A 19624-nucleotide genomic window follows, 5' to 3' on the forward strand; every position below is an offset into this window, starting at 1 on the left:
GGGACTCCTGGCGAAGCTCAGGCGGTTTGTTGAAGGAAAGGAAGGCGGATCAACGCAGCGCCGACTGCAGCGCCTTGCGGATCACGGTGGCCACTTCGTCGCCTTCATTGAAGGCGTCCCGGGCCATGCGGGCGGCTTCAGCCGGCTTGTAGCCCAGCTGCTGCAGCGCCACGGTGGCATCGGACAGCGGGTCGGCCGGGGCCGGGCCACTGCCGGTGGGCAGCGCGCCGCCGGCACCGAACTGGGCCGCGCGGTCACGCAGCTCCAGCACCATGCGCTCGGCGGTCTTCTTGCCGATGCCCGGAATGCGGGTCAGCGCGGTGATGTCACCGGCCTGGACCATGCGCGCGAACTCCTCGACGGTGACGCCGGACAGCACGGCCAGCGCGATCTTCGCGCCGATGCCGCTGACCTTCTGCACGTCGCGGAACAGGCGCCGCTCGCCCTCGCGCAGGAAGCCGTACAGCGAGACGCTGTCTTCCTTCTGCGAGTAGTGGGTATACAGGGTGACCTCGCGGCCGAGCTCGGGCAGGTCGTAGAAGGTGCTCATCGGCGCCTCCAGTTCGTAGCCCACTCCGTTCACGTCCACCACCAGCCACGGCGGCGCCTTGTAGGCGACGATGCCGCGCAGTCGACCGATCATTGCGTGCAGCTCCTCATTTGCGGCCCCATGCCTGGCGGGCACTGAGCCCCAGGCGGTTGGCCGTCGCCCTTACGTGGGCATGGGTGATCGCCACCGCCAACGCGTCGGCCGCGTCGGCCTGCAGCTTGATTTTCAGGTTGAGCATGAGCCCGACCATGTGTTGAACCTGTTGCTTTTCGGCGCCACCGCGCCCGACAACCGCCAGCTTGATCTCGCTGGCAGCATATTCGTGCACCGGCAGGTCGCGCAGCACCACCGCCGAGATCGCCGCGCCACGGGCCTGGCCCAGCTTCAATGCCGAATCGGGGTTGCGGGCCATGAACACGCGTTCGATGGCCACTTCCTGCGGCTCATACTCGCGGCACAGGTCGGCCAGGCCCAGCACCAGCAGCTTCATGCGCTGCGGGAAGTCGTCAGCGCCCAGCAGCACCAGCGGCTGGTGGTGCACGTAGCTGACGCGTCCGGTGGCATCGACATCAATGATGCCGACCCCGGTCCGCTGCGAACCGGGGTCGATGCCGAGGATGCGGGTCATGCTGCACTCCTGGCGGGGCGGAACGGAATGCGCTGGCAGGCGTATGGGCTCATGACTGTCCGCGGTGACCGTTCAACGGCCCGCGCCCAGGCCGTCGAAGACGGCTCAGGCGTAGGCGTCGGCGCCGAGTTCGGCGTTGGAATACACGTCCTGCACGTCGTCCAGGTCTTCCAGCATGTCCAGCAGCTTCTTGACCTGCAGGGCGACCTCGCCCTCGACCTTGATGTCGTTGTCGGCGCGGAAGGTGATCTCGGCGTGGTCGGCGACATGGCCAGCGGCGGTCATCGCGTCCTTGACTGCGCTGAACGCGTCAGGGCTGGTGACCACATCGATCGAGCCATCGTCCGGATAGACCACGATGTCATCAGCGCCGGCCTCGATGGCCGCCTCGGTGATGGCTTCCTCGTCGGCACCCGGGGCGAAGCTGAGCACGCCCAGGCGCTTGAACATGAAGGCCACCGAGCCTTCGGTGCCCATGTTGCCGCCGCACTTGCTGAACGCATGGCGGACATCGGCCACGGTGCGCACGCGGTTGTCGGTCAGGCAGTCGACGATCACGGCCACGCCACCCGGGGCGTAGCCTTCGTAGCGGATTTCCTCGTAGTCGACGCCTTCCAGTTCACCGGTGGCCTTCTTGATGGCGCGCTCGATCACGTCCTTGGACATGTTCACGGCCAGGCCCTTGTCCACCGCCACGCGCAGGCGCGGGTTGTTGTTGGGGTCGCCTCCACCGCCGCGCGCGGCAACGCCGATCTCGCGGATGATCTTGGTGAAAATCTTGCCGCGCTTCGCGTCGGACGCGTTCTTGCGGGCTTCGATGGAGGGGCCTCTACCCATGGGTGCTACCGTCTGGCTGCTTCAGGATCAAGGCGCGGATTCTACCTGATCGGGGGCGGCAACCGTGTCTAGGGCGGAGATGCCGTCGCGCATGGCCCGGCGAAGCGCGTGCGAACCAACGGTTCGCATCCACCAAGGCAGGACGGTCCGCACCCACCGAGCCAGGGCGGTCGCCCCTACCAGATTACGCGGCGGCGGCGTCGCGGCTGTGGTCGAACTGGCCGTGGCGCAGGAAATGCGCGGTCTGCCGCGCGGCATCCGGCGACACCACGAGGCCGCTGTGGCTGGTGCGCACCACGCAATGATCGGTCAGGCCCGGCAGGCGGGTTTCGGCCAGGGCCACAGTGCCATCGGAGGCGTCGTCCATCGCGCCCAGCAGGCTGCCCAGACCATGCGGCACCGAACCGGCGATCAGCCCGACCTCGGCCTTGCCCTGCCAGTCCGGCAGGCCGTCCAGCAGCAGCTCGCTGCTGCGCCCCAGCGCCAGGCCCCAACCATGATCGGACAACGAGCGCGCGGTGCCACTGCCGCGCAGCGGTGAACCCAGGCAGACCACGCGCTGCACCGGCAGCTGCGGATTGCGCCGCAGCGCTTCCAGCGCCAGCAGCCCGCCCAGGCTGTGGCCGACCAAACTCAGTGGGCCGGCGTCGGCCAGCCGCTCCAGCAGCTGCGGTACGGCCACGTCCGGCCCACCGAACACCGAGGAATAACCAAACGCGTGCACCTGGAAGCCGCGCGCGCGCAGGCGCCAGGCCAGCGGCCCGACCCAGGCGCGGGCATTCCAGATGCCATGCAGCAGCAATACGGGGGGAGTCATGCAAACAGCCTGGCGGTCAGCGGGGCAGGAACGTACGGTGATTGAACACGCGCGCGCAGCAAGCGGCAGTGAACATCAGGCCGCGCCCGGTGCGCGGCGCAGGATGAATTCGAGATCGTTCGTGTCGCCCACCGGGAACAGGTATTCGCCGGCCTTCTCGAACCCGTAGCGGGCGTAAAAGCGCTGTGCGCCGAAGTTCTCCGACCACACGCCCAACCACAGGGTGCGCGGGCCCTCGTGTTCCAGCCAGGCCAGCGCGGTTTCCAGCAGGCGGCTGCCCCAGCCGCAGCTTTGCTGCGTCTTGATCAGGTACAGGCGCTTGAGTTCGCCGTCACCGGGCTTCACGTCCGGGTGCGGCAGGCCACAGGGGCCGGCGGCGGCATGGCCGACCGCCTCCCCGTCCAGCTCCAGCAGCCACACCGCGTAATCCGGGTGGGCCAGGATCACGCGCTGGCGCTCGACCGTGTAGGCCTCCTCAAGGAAGGCCTGCAGGTCCTGCGGCGGATACAGATGGCCGAAGGTTTCGGTGAACGTGCGGGCGGCCAGCGCCGACAGGGTCGGCGCGTCGTCCACGGTGGCGCGGCGGATGGAATACATGCAGGAAGTTGACGTCAGCGCGAAGGGGCGGTCAAGCCTTTTCCGACGATTCCGCTTCTTCGTCTTCCTCGTCCTCTTCCTCGTATTCCTCTTCGTCCTCGTCTTCTTCGCCTTCCTCGTCCTCGTCGTACTCTTCCTCTTCGTCGTCCTCGTAATCCTCGACGCCGAAGTCTTCTCCATCCCAACGGCCTTCACCGTCGGCGACGAAGGTCAGGGCCATCGCGGCCGGGTTGGTACCGACGCGGACCAGCCAACCACCGAACACGCGTGCACGCTCGGTGACCAGGTTGGCCTCGGAGCCTTCATTGCCCAGCTTTTCCCACTCCAGCGAAAACGCAAACTCGGTCATTGCCTGGATCTCCTGATCAGTTGGTCTTGGGGCGAACCTGGATGTGCACTTCGGCCAGCTGCGCGTCGACGATCGGCGACGGCGCGTCGGTCATCAGATCCTGTGCACCCGTGGTCTTCGGGAACGGGATGACGTCGCGGATCGACTCGGTGCCGGCCATCAGCGCGGCGATGCGATCGATGCCGAAGGCGATGCCACCGTGCGGCGGTGCGCCGTAGTTCAGCGCGTCGAGCAGGAAGCCGAACTTGGCACGGGCTTCTTCGGCACCGATGCCCAGCAGCTCGAACACCGCGCTCTGCATGTCCGGACGGTGGATACGGATCGAACCGCCGCCGATCTCATTGCCGTTGAGCACCATGTCGTAGCCGCGCGAAACGGCGGTACGGGCATTGGCGCGCAGGTCGGCGATGTCGTCCACGGCCGGTGCGGTGAAGGGGTGATGCAGGGCGACGTAGCGCTGTTCTTCCTCGTCCCACTCGAACATCGGGAAGTCGGTGACCCACAGCGGTGCCCAGCCGTCGGCGACCAGGCCGAAGTCCTTGCCGGCCTTCAGCCGCAGCGCGCCCATGAAGTCGGAGACCTTGTTGTAGCCGCCGGCACCGAAGAACACGATGTCGCCGTTGCCGGCGCCGACGTGGGCAACCAGCGCGGCGAACGACGCTTCGCTGAAGAACTTCTGGATCGGCGAGCTGATTTCGCCGTTGTCGGCGATCTTGATGTAGGCCAGGCCCTTGGCGCCGTACTTGGCGGCATGCGCGGCGTATTCGTCGATCTGCTTGCGCGACAGCGACGCACCGCCCGGGATGCGCAGCGCGGCAACGCGGCCCTCGGCATCATTGGCCGGGCCGGTGAACACCGGGAACTCGCTGCCCTTGACCAGTTCGGCCACGTCCACCAGCTCCAGCGCGATGCGCAGGTCCGGCTTGTCCGAGCCGTAGCGGCGCATGGCCTCGGCCCAGGTCATGCGCGGGAAGCTGGCATCCAGCTGCACGTCCACCACTTCCTTGAAGATGGCGCGGATCATGTCCTCGACGAAATCCTGCACGTCGCGCTCGCGGACGAAGGCGAATTCCATGTCCAGCTGGGTGAACTCCAGCTGGCGATCGGCACGCAGGGCCTCGTCGCGGAAGCAGCGCGCGATCTGGTAGTAGCGGTCGAAGCCGGCCACCATCAGGATCTGCTTGAACAGCTGCGGGCTCTGCGGCAGTGCGTAGAACTCGCCCGGGTGCATGCGCGCCGGCACCAGGAAGTCGCGTGCGCCTTCCGGGGTGGCCTTGGTCAGGATCGGGGTTTCGATGTCCTGGAAGCCCTTTTCGTCCAGGTGGCGGCGCAGCGCCTGCACCAGCTTGATGCGGGTGCGCTGCATGCGCTGCATTTCCGGGCGGCGCAGGTCCAGGTAGCGGTACTTCAGGCGGGTTTCCTCGCCCGGGTTCTCGTGGGCGTGGAACGGCAGCGGCGCAGCCTTGTTCAGCACGGTGATGGCGGTGGCGATCACTTCCACCTTGCCGGTGCGCATCTTGTCGTTCACCGCGTGGCGGGCACGCACGACGCCTTCCACCTGCAGCACATCCTCGTAGCCCAGCGACGCGGCCACCGCGAACACTTCGGCATTGTCGACCTCCACCGTCACCTGCACGATGCCTTCATGATCGCGGAGATCGATGAAGCAGACGCCGCCCTGGTTACGGGCCACGTCGGTCCAGCCGGCGAGGGTGACAGTCTGGCCAATCAGGGTCTCGTCGACCAGGCCGCAGAAGTGGGTACGCATGGGGGGAAGCTCCGCTGGAGAACGCCGGCACCGGGTGGGGGCCGGAAAGCCTCGTATTCTGCGGCCGAGGCCCCGGCTGGGGCAAATCCGGCCAGTCACACCGGCTTGATCGTCCCCCTCCCTATAGTCGGGCACCTGCCACCGTATGGGATGCCGCCATGAAACCGCTGTCCCTGGCCAGCCTGGCCGTGACCCTCAGCCTGGGTGCGCTGGGCACCCTTGCCCTGCCCGCCCCGTCCGCCTCTGCGCAGAACGGGGTGATCCGCTGCGAAAGCCAGAGCAACCGCGAACGGGTCTGCAACACCGGCTGGCGCGGCGCGCAGCTGGTCCGCCAGTTGTCTGGCAGCCCCTGCGAGGAAGGGCGCTCCTGGGGCAGCCGCAATGGCAGCATCTGGGTCACCAATGGTTGCCGCGCCGAGTTCGTCGAGGCCCGTGGTGGCTGGAGCGGCGGCAATGGCGGTGGCTGGGGAGGCAACAACGGTCGGCCCGGCGAGACCATCCGCTGCGAAAGCCAGAACAACCGCGAGCGCAGCTGCCCGGTCGGCTGGCGCAATGCCCGCCTGGTCCGCCAGTTGTCCGGCAGCCCTTGCGACGAGGGCCGTACCTGGGGTGTGCGCAACGGCGCGGTATGGGTCAGCAATGGCTGCCGCGCCGAATTCGCCGAGGCCCGCGGCTGGGGCGGTGGCGGCTGGGGCGGTGGCAACAGCAACTATTCCGTCACCTGCAGCAGCAACAACAACCGCTCGCAGACCTGCGACTGGGATGAGCGCCAGGGCCGGCCGGTGCTGCAGCAGCAGCTGTCGGGCAGCGCCTGCCAGGAAGGCCGCAGCTGGGGTTACTCGCGTGGTCAGGTGTGGGTGAGCAACGGCTGCCGGGCGCGCTTCGGCACGCGATGAGTGCAGGGTCGGGGTCAGAGCCCTCCGCAGGAGGGATCCGACCCTGGGATCACGGCGCGGGTGCTATGTCGTCGCCCCACGGTGGCGGTGGCAGGTCGACCGGCTTGCTCAGGTCGAACTGCACGCGGAAGCGGCGGCCGTCCGGGCGCGTCAGTTCGTAGACGAACGTCTGGTCCGGATCGATCTCCATCGCCCAGGTGTTGTGCGTGGAAGCCAGCATGTCGGCACGGCGGAACATCGCCACCGAATCGGCATCGGCAGGGAACTGCTGGCGCTCGGCGGTGCCCGGCGGCGTGCTGTCGCCACCGTACAGGGTGATTGCGTCGGGGCTGCCGTCTTCGTGGCGATGGTCGTGTTTCAGGCGCAGCCCGTTCGGCGTGCGGGTCAGCACCCAGGTCCGCGAGTGGTCATCACCGACATGGAACGGAATGCGCAGCTCGTGCGCCGGGTCGGCGCAGCCGCGCACATGCATGACCAGGCGCTGCCCGGCGAACGGATCCTTGGCGGTCGGTGCAGGCGTGTCCTCCACCACCTTGCCGACGTAGGCCTGGCCGCAATGTGCGGCGATGGCGGCCATGAACGCATCGGCCGGTGCGGTCGCCAGGTCATGGGCGACCGTATCGGAGCGCTGCGTGCACGCAGCGAGGCTGAGCAGGAGGGCGGCGGTAGTGGCAACGGCAATCGGTCTCATGCCCCAACCCTAACGGCCATGGACGATGGGCGCAAACCGCGCGCCAGTCCGGCTCAGCGCTCGGCAGACGGTGCTGCCGGCAATGCTTCGGTCGCCGCCACCGGTGCGGCCTCGCCCTCGCCGGCCGGCTCCTGCTCCACCGGATCAACGTCAAACGGTGTACGGAACACCAGCGACGGCAACAGCGTGGTCAGCGCCGCGTACAGCAGCAGCGCACCGAACAGCACCGCCGGAATCTGGAAGCGCTCACGCATGATCGCCGCCAGCACCAGGGTGAAGATCAGCGTCGGTGCCAGCGCCAGCGAGACCCGCAGGCTGCTGCGGAAGCTCTCGCCGAACATCACCCGGCGCTGCAGCCAGACCACGCCGATGCGCAGCGGCAGCACCACCAGGGTGATCACGATGCCCAGCCCCAGCGCCTCGAAGCTCAGCGCTTCGGCGGGCACCTTGGTGCCGGCGTTGAAGAAGTAGAACGGCACGAAGAACGAGGCGAACAGGCGCAGCGCGTGCAGGTTCTCGTGCGAGGCCAGCAGCGGCATGCGCTGGTGCAGCAGGCGCGCGACCAGGCCGGCGATGAATGCGCCAACCAGGTAGTACACGCCCAGCAGGTAGGTGATGTAGGCCGCCACCATGCCGACCATCACCAGCAGCGAGAATTCCGAGCCCGGCGCGTGCGGTGCGACCCAGCGGCCCAGCGCGATGAACAGCAGCGGCAGGCCGATCATCATCGCCAGCAGTGCCAGGCTGGACAACGCCATGTGCCCTGGATCACCGGCCTGCAGCACGATGAACAACGCCGCCAGCGCCAGCAGTTCGCCGGCGATGGCCTTGCTGGTCACCCAGAACCGCTCGTCTTCGCTGAGGCCCAGCCGCGACAGCGAGTCCATGATGAAGCCCGTGGACGGCGTCAGCAGCGCCAGCGCCAGCAGCCCGGCGGCCTGCCACGGCAGCCCCGCATAACGCCAGGCCAGCCAGCCCACGCCGAACAGCGTGCCGGTACGGATCACCAGGTGCGCCAGCAGCGGCCACATGCCACGGCGCAGCGCCTGCAGGTCCACTTCCAGGCCGGCGAACAGGAACAGCGAGGAAATGCCCAGCGTGGCCAGCAGGCCGATCACCGCATCGTGGGCCTGGTCGCCCAGCCAGAGCATGCCGATGATGCCGAACAGCAGGCAGGTCAGCGGCGCGGGCAGGCTGAAACGCTGCAGCGCGCGCGGGATCACCAGCAGCGCGAAGATCAGCAGCAGGTAGATCAGTTCATGGCTCATGGGGGACTTCCGTGTGGTTCGAACGCGCGCAGGATGCGCGCGCCGAACCGATCCGGCAAGCCACGTTTGAATGACCCCGGTTACCTCATCCGATCAACCGGTCGGCAATCCGCCCCACCTGTGCCAGCACGCTAGCGCGTTGCTCGTAGCTGATCGCGCCCGCCTGCAGATAAGCCGTCAACACCCACGGGGCGCCTCCGGCTACGGGCCACAGCACGGCAATGTCGTTGCGCGCGTCTTCACCATTGCTGCCGGTCTTGTCACCCACGCGCCAGCGCTTGCCCAGGCCCGCGCGCAGGCAGGCGTCGCCGGTTTCGTTGTCGATCAGCCAGTCGGCCAGCTGCTGCCGCGAAGCCGGTTGCAGTACCTCGCCCAACACCACGCGCTGCAGGGTCGCGGCCATCGCCGCCGGCGTGGTGGTGTCGCGCGGGTCGCCCTTGGCAAAGCTGTTCAGCTCCGGCTCCAGGCGGTCACTGCGGCTCACCGTGTCGCCGCTGGCGCGCAGGAACGCGGTCACTGCGGGCGGGCCACCGACCACGCCGAACAGCAGGTTGGCGGCGGTGTTGTCGCTGGTGATGATCGTGGCACGGCACAGGTCGCGCACGGTCATGTCCTTGCCGGCGTGGCGGCGGGTGACCGGTGCATGCGAGAGCAGATCGGCCTCGCCCACCGGCACGCGCCTGTCCAGCAATGCCGGCATGCGTTCGGCCTGGCTGAGCGCGGTGGCTGCCAGCATGCTCTTGAAGGTGCTGCACATCGGGAAGCGCTCGTCCTGGCGATGACTGATGCGGCGACCGCTGGCAGTGTCCAGCAGGGTCACGCCGAGGCGTCCGGCGCAGGCCTTTTCCAGCGCGGCGAAATCACTGGCGGCGGTGATGGCGGCATCGGTGGGTGCGTTGGCGGTGGCCTTGCCCGCTGCACGTGCCAGCAGCGGCAAGGCAAGCGAGGAAGCCACGGCGGCACCACTGAACTGCAGGAATCGGCGACGGGCGAGCATGCGGGTTCTCCTGGGGGACCGCTCGATTATTGAAGCCTTGATCGGGGGCGACCAGCGCAAAAAATCTGCGAGAGACATTAGTTCGATTAATGTCTGACGCATTCAACCCCTTAATTTTCCGAAATGTTTCGTTGAAGCGTTAGGATCATCCATCACTCCAGCTCACGACTGCGCGATGCTGCACCCTACCCTGCCACTGAACGCGCTGCGCGCCTTCGAGGCCGCCGCCCGCCACCAGAACTTCACCCGTGCCGCGCTGGAGCTGTGTGTCAGCCAGGCCGCACTGAGCCACCAGATCCGTGGACTGGAGGACCGGCTCGGCATCCGCCTGTTCCATCGCCTCCCGCGCGGCGTGGCGCTCACCGACGAAGGCGCGGCGCTGTATCCGGTGCTCAACGAATCGTTCGAGCGCATCTCCGCCAGCATCGCGCGTTACACCGGCGGACCTGCGCGTGAAGTGCTGACCCTGGGCGTGGTCGGCACCTTCGCCACCGGCTGGCTGCTGCCACGGCTGGCCGCGTTCGAGGCAGCGCACCCGGACATCGAGCTGCGCCTGCAGACCCACAACAACCGCATCGACCTGGCCGGCGAAGGGCTGGACCTGGCGATCCGCTTTGGTGATGGCGACTGGCAGGGCCAGGCGTGCACGGCGATCCTCGACGCGCCGTTTGCACCGCTGTGCGCACCGGCACTGGCGCGGCGCCTGAAACAGCCACGCGACCTGGGCACGCTGCCGCTGCTTCGTTCCTACCGCAGCGACGAATGGCCGCGCTGGCTGCAGGCGGCCGGGGTCAGCGGCGTGGAAGCGCGCGGGCCGGTATTCGATTCCTCGTTGACGGTCGCGATGGCGGCCGCCGGTGGCGCCGGTGTGGCCTTGCTGCCGCTGCGCATGTTCGAGCAGGAACTGGCCGAGGGTCGCCTGCTGCAGCCGTTCAGCACCACGCTGGAGCTGGGGCGCTACTGGCTGACGCGGCTGCGATCGCGTGCCGAACGTGAGCCGGCCAGGCGCTTCCGCGAATGGCTGCAGGCACAGGGCGGGTAGGCAGTGCCGGCCGCTGGCCGGCAATCCCTTGATCGTTGTGGGCGCATCGCGCTGCCGGCCAGCGGCCGGCACTACCGGTCAGGACTCGAGCAGTTCCATCCAGGCGGCTTCGGCCTTTTCCAGCTGCGCGGCGGCGGTTTCGCGATCGCGGCCAAGCACGGCCATGCGCGTGGCATCGGCGTAGTTGGCCGGGTCGGCCAGCTGGCGGTCCAGCTCGGCCAGGGCACCTTCCAGCTCGGCCACCTTGGCTTCAGCGGCGGCCAGCTTGTGCGGGTTCACCGGCTTCTTCTGCACCACCTGCGCCACCGGGGCGGTCTTGACCACCACCGGCTCTTCCACCTGTTCCATGCGCGCCTTGGTTCCCTGCGCCTGCGGGCGGGTACGCAGCCACGCGGCGTAGGCGTCCAGGTCGCCATCGAACGGCTCGACCACGCCATCGGCCACGCGCCAGTAGGTATCGCAGACCAGGCCGATCAGATGGCGGTCGTGCGAGACCATCACGATCGCGCCTTCGAAGGTGGCCAGTGCTTCGGCCAGCGCTTCGCGCATTTCCAGGTCAAGGTGGTTGGTCGGTTCGTCCAGCAGCAGCACGTTCGGCTGCTGCCAGGCGATCAGCGCCAGCGCCAGGCGCGCGCGCTCGCCACCGGAGAAGCCATCGACCGGCTCGAACGCGCGGTCACCCGGGAAGTTCCACTTGCCGAGGAAATCGCGGAACGACTGGTTCGGTGCGTCCGGGGCGATCTCGCGGAAATGCTCCATCGGCGACTGGCCTTCGTGCAGCGACTCCACCGTGTGCTGGGCGAAGTAGCCGATCTTCAGGTCCGGGTGCGCCATGCGCTCGCCGACGATCGGTGCCAGCTCGCCCACCAGGGTCTTCACCAGGGTGGTCTTGCCGGCACCGTTCGGGCCGAGCAGGCCAATGCGCTGGCCCGCTTCCAGACCGAAGCCCACGTTGTGCAGGATCACTGCGTCCTTGCCGTAGCCGGCCTCGACATGGTTCAGGCGGATCAGCGAGAACGGCAGCTTGGCCGGCGGCGCGAACTCGATGCGGAACTCGCGCTCGGCGCGCACTGCTTCGGTGCCGGCCAGCTTGGCCAGGCGCTTCATGCGGCTCTGCGCCTGCGCGGCCTTGCTGGCCTGTGCCTTGAAGCGGTCGATGAAGCTCTGCAGGTGGGCGCGCTCGGCCTGTTCCTTCTCGTGCGCGATCTGCTGCTGGCGCAGCTGTTCGGCGCGCTGGCGCTCGAAATCGGTATAACCGCCCGGGTAGAGCTTGGCGCCGCCGCCGTGCAGGTGCAGGGTGTGGGTGGCCACGTTGTCGAGGAACTCGCGGTCATGCGAGATCAACAGCAGGGTGCCGGGGTACTTCAGCAGCCACTGCTCCAGCCAGTACACCGCGTCCAGGTCCAGGTGGTTGGTCGGTTCGTCCAGCAGCAGCAGGTCGCTGGGCATCATCAGCGCGCGGGCCAGGTTCAGGCGTACGCGCCAGCCGCCGGAGAACGAGGACACCGCGCGGTGGTGGGTCTCGGCCGGGAAACCGAGGCCGTGCAGCAGCTTGCCGGCGCGCGCTTCGGCGTCGTAGGCCCCCATCTCGGCCATCTTCGTGTGCGCGTTGGCCACCGCCTCCCAGTCTTCGCGCGCGGTTGCTTCAGCCTCTTCAGCCAGCACCGCAGCCACATCGGTATCCCCGCCCAGCACAAAGCTCAGCGCCGGGTCCGGCAGCGACGGGGTTTCCTGGGCCACGCTGGCGATACGGACCTTGCCGGGCAGGTCGACGTCACCCTTGTCGGCCTCCAGCTCGCCCTTCACCGCCGCGAACAGGCTGGACTTGCCAGCACCGTTGCGGCCGACGACGCCCACCCGGTAACCGGCGTGCAGGGTCAGGTCGACATTGGACAACAGCAGCCGCTCGCCGCGGCGCAAGGCGAAATTACGAAGGGAGATCATCGGGGGAGGGGTCCATATAACCGGATGGAATGTGCTGGTGAGCACTGTTCCTGCGACGTAATTCTAGCGTTAACGAATACTTGACGCGCCCCGGGATGCGCGGCGGCAGGCCAACTCTCTCCCTCGTCGGCCCCGCGCAGCCCCCGGGCCCCACCTCCCGCCGCTGCCCTCTGCCGCTAAATGGTTGCTGCTGCAACGTTTTTTCCTGTTGCAACCATTTGACAGGCACTGAATATCCCGTTAATTCCTGCCTTGCGCACCGCAACAACCGCCGTCCGCCTCACCCCCGTGATGTCGATTCCGGTGCCACCCCCGCCAACCGGAGCCCCATCCCGATGACCCGCAAGACCAGCCTGATCGCCGCCGCCGTCGCTGTCGCACTCGGTGGCTCTCCGTTCGTTGCCGCTGCCCAGCAGGCCGGCACCGCCGCCAACACCCTGGACACGGTGATCGTCACCGGCACCCGCGTGGCCGACCGCACCGTCGCCGAATCGCAGTCGCCGATCGACATCATCACCCCTGAAGTGCTGCAGTCCACCGGCACCAGTGAACTGGCCACCGCACTGTCGCGCGCCCTGCCCTCGCTGAACTTCCCGCGCCCGGCCTTGACCGACGGCACCAGTGGCGTGCGCCCGGCGCAGCTGCGCGGCCTGTCGCCGGACCAGGTGCTGGTGCTGGTCAACGGCAAGCGCCGCCACACCTCGGCGATGATCAACGTCAACGGCAGCATCGGCCGTGGCTCGTCGGCAGTGGACATCAATGCGATCCCGATTGCCGCCATCGAGCGCGTGGAAGTGCTGCGCGACGGTGCGTCGGCACAGTACGGCTCGGACGCCATTGCAGGCGTCATCAACATCGTGCTCAAGGGCAGCGGCCGTGGCGGCAGCCTGGCCGTGGACTACGGCCAGTACTCGGCCGGTGACGGCAACAAGTACCAGCTCTCCGGCGATACCGGCGTCGAGTTCGGCAACGGCCGTGGTCGCGTGCACGTGGCTGGCCAGATCAGCCAGCAGGACGAGAGCAACCGCGCCGGCCCGTACCGCGGCACCACCCCGAACACCGGCAACTTCCCCAGCATCGGCCAGAAGACCTTCATCGTCGGCGACCCGCGCGTGGATGCCACCGCCGCGTCGGCCAACGCCAGCTTCGACTTCAGCGACCACGTGACCGGCTACGCCAGCGCGCTGCTCAGCAACCGCGACATCACCTCGTTCGCGTTCTACCGTTCGCGCAACCACAGCGGGCAGAGCGCGCTGCTGGCGCAGACCTACCCCGACGGCTTCGTGCCGGAGATCAACCAGTATTCGAAGGACCGCTCGCTGGTGGCCGGGGTCAAGGGCAACACCGACAACGGCTGGACCTGGGACCTGAGCCTGAACCACGGCGAGAACACCCTCGACTTCCACACCCGCAACAGCATCAACTACAGCCTCGGCGCAACCAGCCCGCGCTCGTTCTACGACGGCACGCTGAAGTACCAGCAGGACATCTTCAATGCCGACCTGACCAAGTCACTGGACTGGGGCCTGGCCTACCCGGTCACGCTGTCCTTCGGTGGTGAGTACCGCAAGGAAAAGTGGGACCAGAACCCGGGCGAGCTGAACTCGTACACCGGCAGCGGCGCGCAGGGCTTCGCGGGCTTCACCCCGACCAATGAAGTGCATGCGGACCGCCACAACTACGCGGTCTATGCTGGCCTGGAAGCGGACCTGACCGAGAAGTTCTCGGCCGGCATCACCGGCCGCTACGAGGACTACTCGGACTTCGGCGACCGCTTCTCCGGCAAGCTGTCGGCGCGCTATGCATTCACCGACAAGGTCGCGCTGCGGGCCACCGCCTCCAGTGGCTTCCGTGCACCGTCGCTGGCGCAGCAGGGCTACCAGGCAGTCACCAGCCAGTTCCTCAATGGCGTATTCGTCGAGCGTGGCACCTTCCCGACCACCAGCCCGGCCGCGCAGGCGCTGGGCGCCTCGCCGCTGAAGGCTGAAACCTCCACCTCCTACAGCCTGGGCCTGGTGCTGCAGCCGGCCGACCGCCTGTACATCACCGTCGACGCCTACCAGATCGACATCGATGACCGCATCGCATTGTCGTCCAGCATCACCACCAACGCGGCCACCAGCGCGCTGCTGGGCACCCTGGGCCTGCCGCAGGTGACCGCGTTCTCCTACTTCACCAACGGCCTGGATACGCGCACACGTGGCGTCGACTTCGTGTCCAGCTATACGGTGCCGTTCAGCGCCAGCAGCCTGGAGCTGACCGCTGCGTACAGCTACAACGACACCGAAGTGCGCCGCGTCGGCGGCACCCCGGCGGTGTTCGGAACGCTGGGCCTGACCCAGTCGCTGATCGGTCGCGACGAAATTGGCCGCATCGAGGACAGCTACCCGCGCGACAAGGCGATCCTGAGCGGCACCTGGCGTTCGGACCACTGGGAACTAGGCCTGGCCGCCACCCGCTACGGCAAATTCACCGTGCGCAACTCGGCCACCGCGCTGCGCGACCAGACCTACGGCGATGCCTGGGTGGTGGATGCTTCGGCCAGCTACAAGCCGAGCAGCAACTGGACGCTGACCGTGGGCGCCGACAACCTGCTGGACAAGTACCCGGACCGTACCGAAGATCTGCAGAACTCCACCTTCGGCATGCTGCCGTACAGCAACTACTCGCCGTTCGGCTTCAACGGCGCGTATGTGTACGGGCGGATCAAGTACACCTGGTAAGCGACGCTCTGGTAGTGCCGGCCGCTGGCCGGCAACTCCTAGCCACATCTCTCACACCCGCCGGAGTGATCCGGCGGGTGTTTTGTTATGTGCTGCGGGCAAGATCAGCCGCGCGGCTGGCAATTGGACGTGCGATGACCTTCTACGATCACACGGACAGACTCAAGACAGTTGTCCAGACTGTCAAAATTCACGCTCACTTGAAGACCAGGCAGCGACCACCTCGCGCTGCCAAACGTTCCTTCATCAAGCCAACGACTGGCTCGTTGATCCATGCGCTCTTCGAGAATGGACGGCGGATCATCGAATTGAAGGCCGAATGGCAGCGGCCCAGCCCAGGCTCTTGAGTTTCCCAGTCGATCGCGGACGAAACTGATGCCGGTGCATACCGGATGGCTACCGGGCACGCCCTGCCTACTGTCAAAGTAAAGGATGAAGCCATGCTCGTCGGCTCTATCAACGACCTCGCTGCTCGCCTCCGCCATCAGACTCGCAAGACCAAGGTCCCGGAACGCGACCTCGAAATCGGGGTCATTGGTCGATCTGCCGAGGACAGCGAGCACCTGCTCCGCCGAAGGGTACTCGCGCGTTGCCGGTGCGCAAGCCAATGGATGCATGGGAATTCCCAAGCTGATATCAAAGATCCCACACGCTCCTGCCTGTTTGATGCATCCAGCCTGATACGTCAGACGGATGCGGTAGTCAGGCAACCACCACGCGTCACGCCTGCCGGCGTGCAAGCTGTCCCCAAAGCCCGCCGTGGCGAGCCTTTCGCGCGCTGTCGTCCTATCGTCCTCCCATTGCAGGCCAAACAGCAGGTCGCCTTCGTACCTGCGCATGACATCCGGAATGCCGGCCGTCACCGCAACGTTGGTGAAGATCAGCTCACCGCTCTTGCCGTGCGAAGCAATGGATCGCCCGTTCCAGTAGTTGCGCTCGCTGAAGGAGAACAGCATGCCCCGCGCGCTCACACGCACAATCGCCTCGTAAGGGCTTTTGGCAGGCCGGGCCAGCTCTGGCCTTCGCCTGACGCCAAGCGACTGCAGCATCGTTGAGACGGCTGGGTCAGTGGCGCTTCTGCCAAACAGGGCTGTTATCGCCTGTAGGTCCATTCATTCCTCTTGTGGCAGCCCCAGGCTGACGCAGCGGACTCCCCTTTCACCGTCGTAGTCGACAGCCAGCTCCAGCTTTCCGAGCATCCATGCGTCGACATTGCCAGACAGACCAAACACCGTTGGCGCCCCCAGATCGACAGATGCGTCCGACCTGATCTGGTCCCTGGACATCAGGAAGTTCAGGCCGAAAGGCATCGGCCCTTCATACTGGGTGCCGGTGTCATTTCGCCAGCCCCAGAAGATCACGTCGGTGAGCATCCAGGGGCCATCATCGATGTCGTGATAGGCGGTCTCTGAGACCAGACCGGCATCCTTGAATTCAAGCTGCAGTCCAGCAGCGTCATCTACCCAGATCCGGTGACCACTGACACCCAGGCGGTAATCATCCAGATTCTGAAGCTGGATTCCGATCCTGGAAAAGATGGTTTCGAGCTCCTTCGATTCCGAATCTCTACCGATCGCGGCGATGAACTCTTCAACGGTGGGATGATTCATGAAATTCCGCCTATCTGTATGGGCGAGATGCGCCTACGTAGCGCTTACGGATGGTGATCGCTACGCTTGATGGGGATGCTCAACGAGATGCAGCGGATCGAGTCATCTGGACCAGAGAAATCAACCGCAAGCTCCAAGCCACTGACGCACCAGACATCCACCTCACCATCAAATCCCATTTCAACAGCATTCCCTGCACTCAACGCGGCGAGTCGCTCCCTTACATGCTGGCGCAGCATGGAAAAGCTCAGTCCACAGGGCAACGGGCCTGAGTAGGCAGGCTTCTCCTTCCTGACTTTGTTCTTCTTACTCACTCTCGCTCCCAGAGCGCTACGCTCGTCAGTACCCAGGGCCCTTCGTCCAGGTCGTGGTAAGGAATGTCCACCAGCAGCCCGACGTCCTTGAATTCCAACTGCAGCGTATTTTCCTCGTCAGTCCAGAACCGCATTCCCGCCAACTTCAACGGATAGTGACGAAAGTCGCGCTCACCAATTTCCAGATCAAGGAGCAAGCGGGACAGGGGCGCCGAGCTTGTGTCTTGACCTATCGCCTGAATCACTACGTCAATGCCGGGAAGCTTCATGTGGTCGTTCGCCCATGCGGTCTGGAGAGAGCAGGCCCCTCTGATTGGTCAGCAGAACGGAGTAGCGGACACATGGTGACGTGTTCCGGACTCGAGGAACCCTCCGCCAGATTGCAAACTTCAGCCCCGTCGCCTGCGCCTCCCGGCCGGCCACCGGCCCTTGGATGCTGTCGCATCGACTGAAAACCTTGGCGCACAGGGGCAAAGGGTCCTGCGATGGCACCGCCGCGTATCGAACCCATCCCCTTCCCGTGCCTTTCTCGGGTGGCGTCGGCCTGGCTGCGGTTCACGGTCCAGAGCCACTGGCCACCCCAAACAGGTCCGATCCCGACAGCGCCACCCTCGACCGCCCCGCACACGCCAGGCCGGACGCCGACCACTGATGGCTCCGCCCACGCAACGATCCGATACGCTGGCCCGGTTTGCCGTATCTGGCCGCATCGGTGAAAATCGGGGCATTCCCCCGATTTCCTGCGAGTGCCGATGCACCATGACACCGACCTGATCAACATCGTTGCCGTTGGCCTGGGGCTCGCCTTCATCTTCGGCGCGCTGGCCAACAAGCTCCGCTTGTCTCCCCTGGTCGGTTACCTGGTTGCTGGCATCTGCGTAGGTCCGTTCACCCCCGGCTTCGTCGCCGACCAGGCGCTGGCCAACCAGCTGGCCGAGCTGGGCGTGATGCTGCTGATGTTCGGCGTCGGCCTGCACTTCTCGCTGAAGGACCTGATGGCGGTCAAGGCCATCGCCATTCCCGGTGCCATTGGGCAGATCGCAGTGGCCACCCTGCTCGGCTGGGGCGTGGCCTCGCTGATGGGCTGGCCGGCCATCCATGGCGTCATCTTCGGTTTCTCGCTGGCTACCGCCAGCACCGTGGTGCTGCTGCGGGCGATGGAAGAACGCCGCCTGCTGGAGACGATGCGCGGCAAGATCGCGGTCGGCTGGCTGATCGTGGAAGACCTGGCCTGCGTGCTGGCACTGGTGATGATGCCGGTGATGGCCGGCGTGTTCGGCCCCGACGCGGCCAAGGAATCGCACTCGCTGGGCAGCGTGCTGGCCGACATCGGCTGGACCTTCGTGCAGCTGGGCCTGTTCGTGGCGGTGATGCTGGTGGTCGGGCGCCGGGTCATCCCGTGGATCCTGGAACGCATCGCCGGTACCGGTTCGCGTGAGCTGTTCACCCTGTCCGTGCTGGCGATCGCGCTGGGCGTGGCGTTCGGCTCGGCGATGCTGTTCGGCGTCTCGTTCGCGCTGGGCGCGTTCTTTGCCGGCATGCTGCTCAACGAATCGGAGCTGAGCCACAAGGCCGCGCATGATTCGCTGCCGCTGCGCGATGCGTTCGCGGTGTTGTTCTTTGTGTCGGTCGGCATGCTGTTCGACCCCAACATCATCGTACAGCACCCGTGGCAGGTGCTGGCCACGGTGCTGATCATCATGTTCGGCAAGTCGGCCGCCGCGTTCTTCATCGTGCGTGCGTTCGGCCACCCGACCAGCACCGCGCTGACCATCTCTGCCAGCCTGGCGCAGATCGGCGAGTTCGCCTTCATCATCGCCGGCCTCGGCGTGGCGCTGCAGATCCTGCCGAAGGAGGGCCAGTCGCTGGTGCTGGCCGGGGCACTGGTGTCGATCATGCTCAACCCGCTGGTGTTCGGCCTGCTCGACCGTTGGCAGGCCAAGCAGGAGCAGTCTCCGCAGGTACCCGAGCCGCCCGAAGCGATCGGCCCGTCGCGCGACCTGCATGACCACGCCATCGTGATCGGCTATGGCCGGGTGGGCAGCGAACTGGCGCAGGTGCTGCGCGACCGTGGCGTGCCGGTGCTGGTGATCGATGACAACAAGGAACACGTCGAGCAGGCGCACGCCAAGGGCCTGGCGGCGATCCGCGGCAGTGCCGCTGCCGACCGGGTGCTGGCCGAGGCCCATCCGGAACGCGCGAAGATCGCGGTGCTGGCGATTCCGCAGCCGCTGGAAGCCGGTGAGGCACTGGCCAAGCTGCGGGCGATCAACCCGGACCTGACCCTGCTGGCGCGTGCGCACAGCGACGCCGAGGTGAAGCATCTGCTGGAACACGGTGCGGATGGCACAGTGATGGCCGAACGTGAGCTGGCGTATTCGCTGGCGGAGATGATCATGTCCACGCCGCCGTACCGGAATCTGGGGCAGCACAGCATTCCGGTGGTGTGAGGGGTGTGGGTGCGGCAGGGCTTGCAGCCCTGCACCTGCCAAGGCAACAGCAAAGGCAAAGGCAAAAGCTGACTATCCGTGGGATGGCGGGGTAGGTCCGGTTGCAGGGGACGCCGTGAATCCGTCCATGGAGGCTCGGTCGC

General features: G+C 66.5%; 19 protein-coding genes. 4 read left to right on the forward strand and 15 right to left on the reverse strand.

What is annotated here, in order from left to right; all coding sequences use genetic code 11:
- Positions 1-49 precede the first annotated feature (49 nt).
- The 7 genes from ruvA to aspS form a co-directional block, all read right to left on the reverse strand.
- Complete coding sequence (gene ruvA, locus AC5P8Y_RS03190) at positions 50-643, reverse strand: Holliday junction branch migration protein RuvA (RefSeq protein ID WP_005410756.1); 594 nt, start codon at positions 641-643, stop codon at positions 50-52.
- A gap of 13 nt (positions 644-656) precedes the next feature.
- Positions 657-1178, reverse strand: coding sequence for a crossover junction endodeoxyribonuclease RuvC (ruvC, locus tag AC5P8Y_RS03195; RefSeq protein WP_005410757.1), 522 nt, complete (start codon positions 1176-1178; stop codon positions 657-659).
- A gap of 105 nt (positions 1179-1283) precedes the next feature.
- On the reverse strand, positions 1284-2015 hold the full coding sequence (locus AC5P8Y_RS03200; RefSeq protein WP_005414277.1) for a YebC/PmpR family DNA-binding transcriptional regulator: 732 nt from the start codon (positions 2013-2015) through the stop codon (positions 1284-1286).
- 184 nt (positions 2016-2199) lie between these two features.
- Positions 2200-2832 carry an esterase/lipase family protein gene (locus AC5P8Y_RS03205; protein ID WP_005410759.1) on the reverse strand — a complete coding sequence of 211 codons (633 nt, stop codon included), beginning with the start codon at positions 2830-2832 and terminating at the stop codon, positions 2200-2202.
- A 75-nt stretch (positions 2833-2907) separates the two neighbouring features.
- On the reverse strand, positions 2908-3429 hold the full coding sequence (locus AC5P8Y_RS03210; RefSeq protein WP_111108691.1) for a GNAT family N-acetyltransferase: 522 nt from the start codon (positions 3427-3429) through the stop codon (positions 2908-2910).
- Positions 3430-3460: 31 nt separating this feature from the next.
- Complete coding sequence (locus tag AC5P8Y_RS03215) at positions 3461-3778, reverse strand: hypothetical protein (RefSeq protein WP_005410761.1); 318 nt, start codon at positions 3776-3778, stop codon at positions 3461-3463.
- A 16-nt stretch (positions 3779-3794) separates the two neighbouring features.
- Complete coding sequence (gene aspS, locus AC5P8Y_RS03220) at positions 3795-5546, reverse strand: aspartate--tRNA ligase (protein WP_111108690.1); 1752 nt, start codon at positions 5544-5546, stop codon at positions 3795-3797.
- A gap of 158 nt (positions 5547-5704) precedes the next feature.
- Between aspS and AC5P8Y_RS03225 the strand changes: the two genes are divergently transcribed.
- On the forward strand, positions 5705-6442 hold the full coding sequence (locus AC5P8Y_RS03225; RefSeq protein WP_033832987.1) for a DUF3011 domain-containing protein: 738 nt from the start codon (positions 5705-5707) through the stop codon (positions 6440-6442).
- Between the two features lie 49 nt (positions 6443-6491).
- Here the strand turns inward: AC5P8Y_RS03225 and AC5P8Y_RS03230 are convergent, their stop codons facing one another.
- The 3 genes from AC5P8Y_RS03230 to blaL2 form a co-directional block, all read right to left on the reverse strand.
- On the reverse strand, positions 6492-7133 hold the full coding sequence (locus AC5P8Y_RS03230) for a hypothetical protein (RefSeq protein WP_033832988.1): 642 nt from the start codon (positions 7131-7133) through the stop codon (positions 6492-6494).
- A gap of 53 nt (positions 7134-7186) precedes the next feature.
- Positions 7187-8401, reverse strand: coding sequence for a cation:proton antiporter (locus tag AC5P8Y_RS03235; RefSeq protein ID WP_005410765.1), 1215 nt, complete (start codon positions 8399-8401; stop codon positions 7187-7189).
- Between the two features lie 85 nt (positions 8402-8486).
- Positions 8487-9398 (reverse strand): L2 family extended-spectrum class A beta-lactamase, encoded by a 912-nt coding sequence (gene blaL2 / locus AC5P8Y_RS03240; RefSeq protein ID WP_111108689.1) that lies wholly within the window; start codon positions 9396-9398, stop codon positions 8487-8489.
- A gap of 175 nt (positions 9399-9573) precedes the next feature.
- Between blaL2 and ampR the strand changes: the two genes are divergently transcribed.
- Positions 9574-10440: a LysR family transcriptional regulator AmpR gene (gene ampR / locus AC5P8Y_RS03245; protein WP_005410767.1), complete on the forward strand. Its 867-nt coding sequence runs from the start codon at positions 9574-9576 to the stop codon at positions 10438-10440.
- Positions 10441-10518: 78 nt separating this feature from the next.
- Here the strand turns inward: ampR and AC5P8Y_RS03250 are convergent, their stop codons facing one another.
- Positions 10519-12384, reverse strand: a complete 1866-nt coding sequence (locus tag AC5P8Y_RS03250; protein WP_005414284.1) for an ABC-F family ATP-binding cassette domain-containing protein — start codon at positions 12382-12384, stop codon at positions 10519-10521.
- Positions 12385-12719: 335 nt separating this feature from the next.
- On the opposite strand from AC5P8Y_RS03250, the gene AC5P8Y_RS03255 reads away from it, so the two are divergent.
- On the forward strand, positions 12720-15107 hold the full coding sequence (locus tag AC5P8Y_RS03255) for a TonB-dependent receptor plug domain-containing protein (RefSeq protein ID WP_111108688.1): 2388 nt from the start codon (positions 12720-12722) through the stop codon (positions 15105-15107).
- 104 nt (positions 15108-15211) lie between these two features.
- Here AC5P8Y_RS03255 and AC5P8Y_RS03260 read toward each other — a convergent pair whose 3' ends face one another.
- The 4 genes from AC5P8Y_RS03260 to AC5P8Y_RS03275 all read right to left on the reverse strand — a co-directional run bounded on the left by AC5P8Y_RS03260 (position 15212) and on the right by AC5P8Y_RS03275 (position 17300).
- Positions 15212-16063 (reverse strand): hypothetical protein, encoded by an 852-nt coding sequence (locus tag AC5P8Y_RS03260; RefSeq protein ID WP_239502990.1) that lies wholly within the window; start codon positions 16061-16063, stop codon positions 15212-15214.
- A 156-nt stretch (positions 16064-16219) separates the two neighbouring features.
- Complete coding sequence (locus tag AC5P8Y_RS03265) at positions 16220-16717, reverse strand: hypothetical protein (RefSeq protein WP_495201838.1); 498 nt, start codon at positions 16715-16717, stop codon at positions 16220-16222.
- Between the two features lie 44 nt (positions 16718-16761).
- Positions 16762-17031, reverse strand: a complete 270-nt coding sequence (locus tag AC5P8Y_RS03270) for a hypothetical protein (protein WP_239502989.1) — start codon at positions 17029-17031, stop codon at positions 16762-16764.
- A complete protein-coding gene (locus AC5P8Y_RS03275; RefSeq protein ID WP_239502988.1) occupies positions 17028-17300 on the reverse strand; it encodes a hypothetical protein in 273 nt (90 codons plus the stop codon). The genes AC5P8Y_RS03270 and AC5P8Y_RS03275 overlap by 4 nt, the downstream gene beginning before the upstream one ends.
- 483 nt (positions 17301-17783) lie before the next feature.
- Between AC5P8Y_RS03275 and ybaL the strand changes: the two genes are divergently transcribed.
- Positions 17784-19481, forward strand: a complete 1698-nt coding sequence (gene ybaL, locus AC5P8Y_RS03280) for a YbaL family putative K(+) efflux transporter (protein WP_032958934.1) — start codon at positions 17784-17786, stop codon at positions 19479-19481.
- The last annotated feature ends 143 nt before the right edge of the window (positions 19482-19624 follow it).

It is taken from the genome of Stenotrophomonas sp. YJH_SMC_12-1 (genome assembly GCF_059370935.1).